Raw genomic sequence first — 12065 nt, forward strand, 5'->3', positions numbered from 1 at the left:
TTACAGGATCGATTGCCCGGTCTTCGCCCAGTCGGCGAGGAAGCCCTCGATCCCCTTGTCGGTGAGGACGTGGTTGGCGAGGCTCTTGATGACCTTGGGCGGCGCAGTCATCACGTCCGCGCCGATCCGCGCGCTTTCGAGCACGTGGACCACGTGGCGCACGCTGGCTACAAGGATTTCCGTCGTGAAATCATAGTTGTCGTAGATCAACCTGATGTCGCGTATAAGGTCCATTCCGTCGACGCCGTTGTCGTCGTGACGGCCCACGAACGGCGAAACGAAGGTCGCCCCGGCCTTCGCCGCGAGCAGCGCCTGATTGGCGGAGAAGCACAGCGTGACGTTGACCATCGTGCCGTCGCGGGTGAGCGCGCGGCAGGTCTTGAGCCCGTCGATCGTGAGCGGCACCTTGATGCAGACATTGTCGGCGATCTTCCGAAGGACGTCTGCCTCCTTCATCATCGTCTCGTGGTCGAGCGCGACGACCTCGGCCGAAACCGGGCCGTCGACGATGCCGCAGATCTCCTTCGTTACTTCCATGAAGTCGCGGCCCGACTTGTGGATGAGCGAGGGGTTGGTGGTCACCCCGTCGAGAAGGCCCGCATCGTTCAGCTCGCGAATGTCGGCGATCTCGGCGGTGTCGGCAAAGAATTTCATTTGGGGGAGGCTCTCCGGAAAGTGCGATTCCCGGAGAGCCTTAGCTTCTGCACCAGTGAGTGGCTAGGACGCCGTGGCTAGAAGGCGTTGCCCGCCCCGAACACGCCGATAATCAGTGGATCACGCGTGCTCGCCGGATCGCGCCGGATTGCTGCTTCCTCTAGGCCGATCTGGTCCCAGATGACGTTGTCGACCGTCCCGGTGAACCGGCGCGCGACCTGCGGCACGTCGACCCCGGTGAGCGCGGCAAGCGCTTCGCCGACGATCGGGTCGCTGGCGACGCGCAGGCCCTGCCCCACTTCGGGCAGCATCGCGTCGATCAGCCGCGTGCCCATGTTCTGGCGCAGGTAGCTGGTGGCGGCGGTCGGGCCGCCGCGGACGAGGTCGACCGCGTTCTGGAAACCGATCACGCGGATCGTGTCGGCCACCACCGGAGCGGCGCGCTGCGCGGCGTCGAACGCGACCGGGGCAAGCGCGCGGGCGAGCCGGTCCTTGAACAGGGCCGAGGTCAGGATGCGGCTGAGCACGCCTCCGCGCGCGCCGAGGAACTCCTCGAAGCCGAGCTGCGCGACCTGCTGGTCCCAGAACCCGCCGGGCGCCGCCATGCGGTCGAATGCGCGCGAACTCGACAGGAACAGCAGCCGCGCGATGGCGTCGGTGAAGCTGAACCCGCCATAGGGGCCGGCGCAGGCCGGAATGACGAGCGCGCCGCCCGCGACGCCCAGGCCGGCCAGGAAGCTACGGCGATGAAGGCGGGAATCGGAAAGCATATCGGGGGTGTCCATCAATTCGTTCATTGCAAGGTCCTCTTACCTTGCCGCCCCACCCCGGCGGCGCCCATATGGGCCGTGAAACATGAACCGCGCCCGACTGATCATCTTCAACGCCGCGCTCGGCCCGCTCGACTACCGCGTTCCGGAAGGGATGCACGTCGAGCCGGGTTCGGTCGTCGTCGCGCCGCTGGGTCCCCGCCAGATCGTGGGAATCGTCTGGGAGGCTGAACGGCTCCCCGCGAGCGAGGTTCCGGAAGCCAAGCTGCGCCCGCTCGTCGGCCCCCTACCGGTCCCGCCGCTCAAGTCGGAACTTCGGCGGCTGATCGAATGGACCGCCGATTATTACTGCGCGCCGATCGCCGCGGTCGCGCGGATGGTGCTGGCAAGCGGCGGTGCGCTGCGCGGCCCCGCCACGATGACGGAATATCGCCTGAGCGGGGGGATGCCCGAACGCATGACCCCCCAGCGCGAGGCCGCGATCGAGGCGCTGGACGGCGAGCAGGCGACGATTCGCGAGCTGGCCGGGATGGCCGGGGTCAGCGAGGGCGTGCTGCGCGGCCTCGTCAACCAGGGCGTGCTCGAGCCGGTGGAGGTGGACTGCGATCGCCCCTACCCACCCGCCCGCGCCGATTTCGCCGCGCCCAAGTTGAGCCCCGCCCAGGCAGAGGTCGCCAAGCGGTTCGTCTCCGCGGTCGAGGCCCGCCGCTTCGCGCCGTTCCTGCTCGACGGGGTGACCGGGTCGGGCAAGACCGAGTGCTATCTCGAAGCGGTCGCCAAGGGCCTCGAAATGGGCCGGCAAACCCTCGTCCTGCTGCCCGAGATCGCGCTGACAGAGGCATTCCTGCGCCGGTTCGAGGACCGGTTCGGCGTGCCGCCCGTGGTCTGGCACTCGAGCCTCAAGTCGACCGAACGCCGCCGTGCATGGCGTTCGATTGCCGCCGGACAGGCGCAAGTCGTCGTGGGCGCGCGTTCGGCCCTGTTCCTGCCCTACGCGAACCTCGGCCTGATCGTGGTCGACGAGGCGCACGAGATCAGCTTCAAGCAGGACGACGGCGTGCGCTACAACGCGCGCGACGTGGCGGTGATGCGCGCCCGGTTCGAGCAGATCCCCGTGGTGCTCGCCAGCGCCACGCCCGCGCTCGAAAGCCTGCAGATGGCCGAGAGCGGCGTCTACGAGCGGCTCGTGCTCGAGGACCGCTACGGCGGCGCGCGGCTGCCCGACATCGACACCATCGACCTGACCGAGGAAAAGCCCGAGCGCGGCCGCTGGCTCGCGCCGCGGCTGGTGGCGCAGATGGAGGCGCGGCTGGCGCGCGGCGAGCAGTCGCTGCTGTTCCTCAACCGCCGCGGCTACGCCCCGCTCACGCTGTGCCGCAACTGCGGCTTCCGGTTCGAGTGCCCCAACTGCACCGCGTGGCTGGTCGAGCACCGGTTCAGCCAGCGCCTTGCGTGCCACCACTGCGGCCACGAGACCGCGCCCCCGCCCGCCTGTCCCGAATGCGGCGAACTCGACTGCCTCGTCGCGTGCGGTCCCGGGGTCGAACGCATCGCCGACGAAGTGGCCGAGATCCTGCCCGAAGCGCGGGTCGCGGTCGTCACCAGCGACACGGTCAACTCGCCCGAACGCGCGGCCGAGTTCGTCGCCAGGGCGGAAAGCGGCGCGATCGACGTCATCGTCGGCACCCAGCTGGTGACAAAGGGCTTTCACTTTCCCGAGCTGACGCTGGTGGGGGTCGTCGATGCCGATCTCGGCCTCGAGGGCGGCGACCTGCGCGCCGCCGAGCGGACCTACCAGCAGGTCGCGCAGGTCGCCGGGCGCGCGGGGCGCGGCGAGAAGCCGGGCGAGGTGCTGATCCAGACCCGCCACCCCGCCGCACCCGTCATCGCCGCTCTCGCCGCGGGCGACCGGGACGCGTTCTACGCGGCCGAGACCGAGGCCCGACGCCAAGCCGGCGCGCCTCCGTTCGGGCGCTGGGCCGCGATCATCGTGTCATCGGAAGACGAGGCCGAAGCGCGCGAGGCGGCGCACCATATCGGCGACGCGCGCCCCGACGTCGCCGACGTCGCCATCCTGGGACCTGCGCCCGCCCCGCTCGCCCTGCTGCGCGGCCGCTATCGCTACCGGTTCCTCCTCAACGCCCGGCGCAGCGCGCAGGTGCAGGACGTGATCCGCGACTGGCTCGAGGCGCTGAAGTTCCCGCAGGGCGTGCGGGTGTCGGTCGACATCGACCCCTACAGCTTCGTCTAGGCGGCATGGCGCGAGGCAACATAACCGTCGTTGGCGGCTGGAGATCGCGATGACCGTCCTCGTGCCGATTCTCGGCGACCAGCTCACCCGCACGATCGCCTCGCTCAAGGGAATGACCAAGGACGATACGGTCGTGCTCATGATGGAGGTGCGGGACGAGGCGACCTACGTGAAGCACCACAAGGCGAAGATCGCGCTGGTCTTCTCCGCCATGCGCCACTTCGCCGCCGAGCTCGAGGAGGCCGGGTGGAGGGTCGACTACGTCCGCCTCGACGATCCGGGCAACGCCGGATCCTTCACCGGCGAGGTCGTCCGCGCGGTGGAGCGCCATTCGCCCGACCGCGTGCGGGTGGTCGAGCCCGGCGAGTGGCGCGTGCGCGCGGCGATGGACGAGTGGGCCGACAAGCTGCCCTGCCCGGTCGAGATCCTGCCCGACGATCGCTTCGTCTGCTCGATCGCCGAATTCGCCGACTGGGCAGACGGCCGCGATCACCTGACGATGGAGTATTTCTACCGCGCGATGCGCCGCAAGACCGGGCTGCTGATGAACGCAGACGGCAAGCCGGCGGGCGGCGAGTGGAACTACGACAAGGCCAACCGCAAGCCCCCGAAGGGCGAGATGGATGCGCCGGACAGGCCCCGCTTCGCGCCCGACGCGATCACGCGCGAAGTCATCGCGCTGGTCGAGGACCGCTTCGGTGACCATTTCGGATCGCTCGACGGGTTCGACTGGCCGGTCACCCGCGCCGAGGCGGAAAAGGCGGCCGACGCGTTTTTCGCCGAGCGGCTGGGCAAGTTCGGCGATTACCAGGACGCGATGGTCCACGGGGCGGACCAGCTCTGGCATTCGATGCTGTCGACCAGCATCAACCTCGGCCTGCTCGATCCGCTCGACCTGTGCCGCCGCGCCGAGGCGGCCTACGAGGCGGGCGACGCGCCGCTCAACTCGGTCGAGGGCTTCGTGCGGCAGTTCATCGGCTGGCGCGAATACGTGCGCGGGTTCTACTGGCACGAGATGCCGGGCCTGGCCGATGCCAACGCGCTCGACGCGCAGCGCCCGCTGCCAGCGTTCTACTGGACCGGCGAGACCGAGATGCGGTGCCTTGCCGATTGCATCCGCTCGACCCGCGACAACGCCCATGCGCACCACATCCAGCGGCTGATGGTGCTCGGCAATTTCGCGCTGCTCGCGGGGATCGACCCGCGCGCGGTCGCCGACTGGTTCCTGGTGGTCTACGCCGATGCATACGAGTGGGTCGAACTGCCCAACGTCGCGGCGATGGCCCTCTATGCCGACGGCGGGCGGCTGGCGACCAAGCCCTATGCCGCGAGCGGGAACTACATCAACAAGATGTCCGACTATTGCGGCGGCTGCGCATATTCGCCCGACACGAAGACGGGCGACGGCGCGTGCCCGTTCAACCCGCTGTACTGGCACTTCATGCACCGGAACCGCCCGGCGCTGGAGAAGAACCATCGGATCGGCCGGGTCTATGCGACATGGGACCGGATGAGCGAAGACCGGCGGCAGGACTATCTCGATAGCGCCGAGGTGGTGCTGGATTCGCTTGAGCCCGCCGCGGCCGGCTGGGCGCGCGAAGCATGAGCGGGGGCATCATCGGCCAGCCCGGCGGACGCAGAGTGCGCTATTGGTGCGCGGCGAAGGGGCTCGTCGGCAGCGGCGGCGATCGGCGCTCGCATAGGCTGCGCTTCACGGCTACGCCGGTCCGGGCCGAACCGGTCTAGGGGATATTCTCATGCTCACTGTCCATCACCTGCGCCTGTCGCAATCCGAACGCATCCTCTGGCTGTGCGAGGAACTGGGGCTCGACTACGACCTGAAGCTCTACACCCGGCGCGGCGACAACAACCTCGCGCCCGAAGATTACAAGGCGCTGCATCCCATGGGCATCGCCCCGGTGATCGAGGACGACGGCCCGGACGGAAAGATTGTCCTCGGCGAAAGCGGAGCGATCATCGACTGGATCGTGGCGAAGCACGCACCGGAGACATCGCTCGTCCCAGGCCCCGACAGCCCGGACTTCGCGGATCACCTGTTTTTCTATCACTGGGCGAATGCGACCTTCATGACCAACGGCATGATGGCGCCCGTCGCGACCCGCATGGTCAATGGCGGGCAGATGCCTCCCTTCGTCGCCGACCGCATGGCGAAGAGCTGGGGGATCATCGAGAAGCGGCTTGGCGAAGCGGACTATTTCGGCGGCGCGCAGCTGACCACGGCCGACATCATGATGGGCTTCCAGCTCACCACCAGCCGCGCGATGAGCGGGATGGGCATCGACGGAATGCCGAACCTCAAGGCCTATCTCCAGCGGATCGGCGAGCGCCCCGCCTATCGCCGGGCGATGGAAAAGTGCGAGCCGGGGATGGCGCCAAAGCTCGACTAGTCGGCTGCCACCGCCTCCTCCGCCTGCGCCAGCCGCCGGCGGACCCACCACGGGCGGACGACCTGGCCTTTTCGTGCCGCGAGAACGACGAGCCAAAGCCCGAACGCAGTCGCAAGGACGAGCGCCACGACCGACGCCTCCACCCCGAACGCACCGCCCGAGACAAGCTCGCTGCCGTGGGTGCGTGAAGCGACCAGCCCGTCGACCGCCATGCCGGAAACCGGCACGTCCCACACGTATCCTTGCGTGACGTTCCACCCGAAGTGCAGGCCGATGGCGAGCCACAGGTTGCTGGTCAGCATATAGGCGCCGCCAAGCATCAGGCCCGCCTCCAGCGCGATCGCCAGCGAGCTGAACACGGTGGCGTTCGCGTTTCCGTAGTGGGCGAGCCCGAAGATGGCAGAGCTGAGCGCGAGGGCGAACCAGCTGCCGCCGAATTCCTCGAGGAAACGGAACACGATTCCCCGCGCGACGATCTCCTCGACGAACGCGGCCTGCAATCCGGCGCCCAGGAGGATCGTCGCCAGGCTGGAGCTGCCTCCCCATCCGGCGATCGTGTAGCCGCCCAGAAGCGCGACGACCCCTACGATGAGCGACATCAGGAGCGCGGCTGCGAGGCTGCCGCGCAGGAAGTCGGCCGCGCGGATGTCGAACGGAAGGTCATCCCGCGTCTGCGTGCCGATCCGCGTGACCACGAGCTTGTACGCGAGCACAGCGAGAAGTGTCGCGGCGATCAGAACGACCGACATGACCAGCGACGTCGGCGCGTCGCCGAGCGGCAGGTTGCGAACGAGGATCGCCAGCGCGACGAGCGGCGCATTGACCGCGACAAGCCCGGCGAGCAGCGCGACGAGGGGGAAATCCAGAATCCGCCGATGGAACGGCTGGGCTGGTCCCTTTCCGGCCCCGGGCGTGGGGGCGACCGGGTGCGAACCGGTCACTCGACGCCTTCGCGCTTCAGCAACTCGCGCTTGATCGCAAGACCATAGGCGTAACCGCCCAGGTCCCCCCCGGTGCGGATCACCCGGTGACAGGGGATCAGCACGGCGACGTTGTTGCGCGCGTTTGCACTGCCCGCCGCGCGCACCGCCTTCGGGTTGCCGGCGGCGGCGGCGATCTCGGCATAGGTCCGCGTCTCGCCCGGCGGGATCGCGCGCAGGGCCTTCCAGCAGGCTTCCTGAAAGGCGGTCCCCTTCACGTCGAGAGGGATGTGGCTGAAACCGGCCGGCGCGTCGCCGGGCGCCTCGACCGTGGCGACCACCTCGGCGAGCAGCTGCTCGAACGCCTCGCCGCCCTCGACCAGCTCGGCGTGGGGAAATCGCCGGGCGAGTTCGTTCGGCCCCTCGTTGAACGAAAGCCGGCATACGCCCCTGTCGGTGGCGGCGACCAGCATCGAGCCCAGCGTCGTGTCGACAACCGCCCAGTGGATGGTCGCTCCCCGCCCTCCCGCACGCCAAGCCGAAGGGGCCATGCCCATCTTTCCCTCCATCGCCTCGTAGAACCGGCTGGGGCTTTCATAGCCCGCATCGTAGATCGCGTCGGTCACCCGCCTGCCCTCGCTCAACGAAGCGCGCGCGCGCTCCTCGCGCAGGGCGCGGGCATAGGCGGCCGGGGAAAGACCGGTGGCGCGGGTGAACAGGCGCTGGAAATGACTCGGCGAATATCCGGTCAGGGCGGCCAGTTCGTCGAGCCGGGGGAGACCCTCGCTGGCCTTGATCTCGTCGATCGCGGCCCGCACGGCCGCCTCGTCGCGCGAAACTTGGTCGGGCGCACACCGCTTGCAGGCGCGCAGCCCTGCCGCTTCGGCCTGTGCGGGGGTCGCGTAAAACCGCACGTTCTCGCGCTTCGGCGCGCGGGCGGGACAACTGGGGCGGCAATAGATTCCGGTGGAATGCACGCCGGTGACGAACCGCCCGTCGAAACGGCGGTCCTTTGCCAGCGCGATACGCCAGCGGTCCTCGTCGGTCAGTTCGGCGTCGGTTTGGGGGGAATCGGTCATCTCGTCGTCCTCGGTCGTGCCACAGGCGGCTGTGGCTGAACAGGTAGCGCGCCCCGGCGAGCCGTGCGTCCCGCGGCTTGCGGTCAATCCCGCGTGCGGGCACAAGCCGCCGCCGATGGTTCGCCTGCTTATCCTGCTTTTCGCGCTGTTCGCGCTGGCCTTGCCCGCCCCCGCCCGTCCCGAGGCGTCCGACATCGCCGCCGCGGCGCGCGGGGTCGTGCGGGTCGTGATCGTGGGGACCGACGGCCAGCGGGTGTTTCCCGTCAGCCACGGGACCGGCTTCGCGGTCACGCCGACCAGGATCGTGACCAACGCTCACGTCGTGCGCGAGGTTCTGCAGGACGACACCCTTCGCATCGCCATCGTCCCGCCCGACGGCGACGGTGCCGATTACGGCAAGGTCGCGTCCGTATCGAGCGTCAAGGACCTCGCCCTGATCGAGGTCACCGGCGCGCTGCGACTGCCGCCGCTTACGCTGACCGGGATCGCCGCGGGCGACGGAGACGAGGTCGCCGCGGTCGGTTATCCGATGAATGTCGACCGCGCGCAGGGCCTTGGCCTTGCCGACCTGTTCCGGCCCCAGCCGCCGGTGAAGAGCCGGGGCTTCGTTTCGGGCATCCGGCCCAGCCGCGACTTCGACACCGTGCTCCACACGGCGCCGATCGCGCGCGGCAATTCCGGCGGGCCGCTCCTCGACGGGTGCGGACGGGTGCTCGGCGTCAACAGCTTCGGGACGACATCGGACGACAGCTCGGACGCGGAGTTCTCCTTCGCCGTGTCCGAGCGCGAACTGCTGCCCTTCCTCAAGTCCGCCGGGATCGACCCGGCGGTCAACACGATGCCCTGCCGCTCGATGGCGCAGCTCGACGCCGCCGAGCGCGAACGCCTTCAGGTGGAACAGGCTGCTGCGCGCGCCCGGATGGCGCGGCGCGCGGAAAGCGACCGCGTGCGGCGCGACCGCGCGCAGCTCGAGGCGCAACTGTCGGTGATGGACGGGCGCGAGAACGCAATGGCGCTCGCTGGTCTGCTGACTCTGCTCGCGGCGGCAGCAGGATTTGCAGCGTGGAACCTGCGCGATGCCGGGGACGGGGGCAAGAAGATGCGCATGGCCAGTGCGCTTGCAGGTGCCGCCATGATCGGGGCGCTGGCGATCTGGTTCACCCGGCCCGGCCTCGACGCGATCGACCGCCGCGTCGCCGACGCGATGGCGCAGGACCCGGGCGATGGTGACGCCGCCCAGCCGGACACCGATCCGGTAGCGGCCGAACTGACCTGCTCGATAGAGCCCGAGCGCAGCCGGATCGTGAGCGAGCCGCCCGAGGACCTCGACTTCGCATGGAATCCCGGCGGCTGCGTGAACGGGCGCACGCAGTATGGCTTCGCCGATGGCAAGTGGACCCGGCTGTTCGTCCCGAACGACGAGGACACGATCGCGGTCAACAGCTTCGACCCCGAGACGAAGGTATTCCGCATCGACCGTTATCCGCTGCCGCAATCAGCAATGGCGCGCGCCCGCGCGGCGCGGGGCGCGTACCAGGCCCCCGCGTGCGGCGCGCCCAACGCCGCCGGCCAGCTCGGCGAAAAACAATCCGGCGTGGTCGCGCTGCTGCCGCGACAGGCCAACGAACGCCTTGTCTATGCCTGCCGCGCAAAGGGAAGCTGACCGCGCCCGGGCCGTCCTGGCGAGCGAACCCGCGCATCGCCGTCCGACTCCGGTTGCATCCCTGCAAACCCGGTGATAGGGGCGCGCCAGCCTTGCCCGGGGAGCCTATCGGCTGTCCACTTCGCGGCGAAGCCCAAAATCGAATTTCCCGGATCCAAGAGGACCATCGCGCGTGGATATTTCCGCCGGTATTCAGGCTAGCCTCGCAGGGCGTTACGCCTCTGCATTGTTCGAACTCGCCAGCGAGGCGGGAACGGTGACGGCGGTCGAATCGGACCTCGACACCCTCGCTGCAGCGCTGGCCGAATCGGCCGACCTGCGGGCGTTGACGACAAACCCGGAAATCGGCCGCAAGGCGCAAGGGTCCGCGATCGAGGCGGTGGCCGGTACGCTGGGCCTCTCCGACCTGACGAAGAAGTTCCTCGGCACCCTCGCCGAAAATGGCCGGCTGTCGCACCTCGGCGACATGGTCCGCGCGTTCAACACGATCGCGGCCGCCCAGCGCGGCGAAGTGACCGCCGAGGTCACCAGCGCCCACGCGCTCACCGACGCGCAGATCGATCAGCTCAAGACGAAGCTGACCCAGCGCGAAGGCCGCACCGTAAAGCTTTCCACCAAGGTGGACCCGGACCTGCTCGGCGGGCTCGTGGTCACCGTGGGGTCCAAGCGGATCGACGGTTCGATCCGCACCCGTCTCAACTCCCTTGCCCAGGCCATGAAGGCCTAAGGGCGCAAGCCCGTCCCTGAAAAGGTACATCAGTCATGGAAATCCGCGCCGCAGAAATCTCCAAGGTCATCAAGGACCAGATCGCCAACTTCGGCACCGAGGCGGAAGTCTCGGAAGTCGGCTCGGTGCTCTCGGTCGGTGACGGCATCGCCCGCATCCACGGGCTCGACAAGGTCCAGGCCGGCGAGATGGTCGAGTTCGCCAACGGCGTGCAGGGCATGGCGCTCAACCTCGAGGCCGACAACGTCGGCGTCGTGATCTTCGGCTCGGACGCCGAGATCAAGGAAGGCGACAGCGTCAAGCGCACCGGCACCATCGTCGACGTCCCCGTCGGCAAGGGCCTGCTCGGCCGCGTGGTCGATGCACTCGGCAACCCGATCGACGGCAAGGGTCCGATCGTCTCCGACGAGCGCCGCCGCGTCGAGGTCAAGGCACCCGGCATCATCCCGCGCAAGTCGGTGCACGAACCCGTGCAGACCGGCCTCAAGGCACTCGACGCCCTCGTCCCCGTCGGCCGCGGCCAGCGCGAGCTGATCATCGGCGACCGCCAGACCGGCAAGTCGGCCGTCGCGATCGACACCTTCATCAACCAGAAGGAAGTCAACGCCAGCGGCGACGAGAGCAAGAAGCTCTACTGCATCTACGTCGCGGTCGGCCAGAAGCGGTCGACTGTCGCCCAGCTGGTCAAGACGCTCGAGGAAAACGGCGCGATGGAATACTCCATCATCGTCGCCGCGACCGCTTCGGAGCCTGCTCCGCTGCAGTACCTCGCGCCCTACACCGGCTGCACCATGGGCGAGTTCTTCCGCGACAACGGCATGCACGCCGTGATCGTGTATGACGACCTGTCCAAGCAGGCTGTCGCCTATCGCCAGATGTCGCTGCTGCTGCGCCGCCCGCCGGGCCGCGAAGCCTACCCCGGCGACGTGTTCTATCTCCACAGCCGCCTGCTCGAGCGCGCGGCGAAGATGAACGAGGAGAACGGCTCGGGCTCGCTCACCGCGCTGCCGATCATCGAGACTCAGGCGGGCGACGTGTCGGCCTACATCCCGACCAACGTGATCTCGATCACCGACGGCCAGATCTTCCTCGAGACGAACCTGTTCTTCCAGGGCATCCGTCCGGCGATCAACGTCGGCCTGTCGGTCAGCCGCGTCGGCGGCGCTGCGCAGACCAAGGCGATGAAGAAGGTGTCGGGCTCGATCAAGCTCGAGCTCGCGCAGTACCGCGAGATGGCCGCGTTCGCGCAGTTCGGCTCGGACCTCGACGCCTCGACGCAGAAGCTGCTCAACCGCGGCGCGCGGCTGACCGAGCTGCTCAAGCAGCCGCAGTTCCAGCCGATGCCGTTCGAGGAGCAGACCGTGTCGATCTTCGCCGGCACCAACGGCTACCTCGACAGCGTTCCCGTCGACCAGGTCACCGACTACGAGGCGAAGATGCTCGCGTTCATGCGCGCCGAACACGCCGACGTGCTCAAGACGATCCGCGAGACCCGCGACTTCGGCGACGACGTGAAGAAGTCGACCGTCGCCGCGCTCGACGCGTTCGCCAAGCAGTACGCCTGAGCCCGAGAAGATTAGCTAGGGAGCCGAA

General features: G+C 68.6%; 11 protein-coding genes. 7 read left to right on the forward strand and 4 right to left on the reverse strand.

The genetic code is table 11. The features are described from left to right. Together fsa and N0B51_RS05090 are read right to left on the reverse strand one after the other, a co-directional pair. Entirely contained in the window at window positions 1–654 is a 654-nt protein-coding gene (gene fsa / locus N0B51_RS05085) for a fructose-6-phosphate aldolase (protein ID WP_259961157.1), read from the reverse strand. A 77-nt stretch (window positions 655–731) separates the two neighbouring features. Then, a complete protein-coding gene (locus N0B51_RS05090) occupies window positions 732–1451 on the reverse strand; it encodes a DUF4197 domain-containing protein (protein ID WP_259961158.1) in 720 nt (239 codons plus the stop codon). A 58-nt stretch (window positions 1452–1509) separates the two neighbouring features. Here N0B51_RS05090 and N0B51_RS05095 point away from each other — a divergent pair, with 58 nt between their 5' ends. The 4 genes from N0B51_RS05095 to N0B51_RS05110 are packed head-to-tail and all read left to right on the forward strand — an operon-like array spanning window position 1510 to window position 6083. Continuing rightward, window positions 1510–3675 carry a primosomal protein N' gene (locus tag N0B51_RS05095; RefSeq protein ID WP_259961159.1) on the forward strand — a complete coding sequence of 722 codons (2166 nt, stop codon included), beginning with the start codon at window positions 1510–1512 and terminating at the stop codon, window positions 3673–3675. A 49-nt stretch (window positions 3676–3724) separates the two neighbouring features. Further along, window positions 3725–5281 (forward strand): cryptochrome/photolyase family protein, encoded by a 1557-nt coding sequence (locus tag N0B51_RS05100; RefSeq protein ID WP_259961160.1) that lies wholly within the window; start codon window positions 3725–3727, stop codon window positions 5279–5281. Beyond that, the gene (locus N0B51_RS05105; protein ID WP_259961161.1) at window positions 5278–5421 is read left to right on the forward strand and encodes a hypothetical protein; all 144 of its coding nucleotides are present in this window, start codon (window positions 5278–5280) and stop codon (window positions 5419–5421) included. The genes N0B51_RS05100 and N0B51_RS05105 overlap by 4 nt, the downstream gene beginning before the upstream one ends. Window positions 5422–5432: 11 nt before the next feature. Then, entirely contained in the window at window positions 5433–6083 is a 651-nt protein-coding gene (locus N0B51_RS05110) for a glutathione S-transferase family protein (protein ID WP_259961162.1), read from the forward strand. Here the strand turns inward: N0B51_RS05110 and N0B51_RS05115 are convergent. Both N0B51_RS05115 and N0B51_RS05120 read right to left on the reverse strand, forming a co-directional pair. Beyond that, on the reverse strand, window positions 6080–7024 hold the full coding sequence (locus N0B51_RS05115) for a CPBP family intramembrane glutamic endopeptidase (protein ID WP_259961163.1): 945 nt from the start codon (window positions 7022–7024) through the stop codon (window positions 6080–6082). The two genes, N0B51_RS05110 and N0B51_RS05115, sit on opposite strands and share 4 nt — an antisense overlap. Then, entirely contained in the window at window positions 7021–8082 is a 1062-nt protein-coding gene (locus tag N0B51_RS05120; RefSeq protein WP_259961164.1) for a bifunctional transcriptional activator/DNA repair enzyme AdaA, read from the reverse strand. The genes N0B51_RS05115 and N0B51_RS05120 overlap by 4 nt, the downstream gene beginning before the upstream one ends. 115 nt (window positions 8083–8197) lie before the next feature. On the opposite strand from N0B51_RS05120, the gene N0B51_RS05125 reads away from it, so the two are divergent. The 3 genes from N0B51_RS05125 to atpA all read left to right on the forward strand — a co-directional run bounded on the left by N0B51_RS05125 (window position 8198) and on the right by atpA (window position 12037). Next, entirely contained in the window at window positions 8198–9745 is a 1548-nt protein-coding gene (locus N0B51_RS05125) for a S1 family peptidase (protein ID WP_259961165.1), read from the forward strand. Window positions 9746–9917: 172 nt separating this feature from the next. After that, entirely contained in the window at window positions 9918–10472 is a 555-nt protein-coding gene (locus N0B51_RS05130) for a F0F1 ATP synthase subunit delta (protein WP_259961166.1), read from the forward strand. A 35-nt stretch (window positions 10473–10507) separates the two neighbouring features. Then, window positions 10508–12037, forward strand: coding sequence for a F0F1 ATP synthase subunit alpha (atpA, locus tag N0B51_RS05135; protein WP_259961167.1), 1530 nt, complete (start codon window positions 10508–10510; stop codon window positions 12035–12037). Window positions 12038–12065: the final 28 nt, after the last annotated feature.

The organism is Tsuneonella litorea (assembly GCF_025154015.1).
GTDB classification, from domain to species: domain Bacteria; phylum Pseudomonadota; class Alphaproteobacteria; order Sphingomonadales; family Sphingomonadaceae; genus Tsuneonella; species Tsuneonella litorea.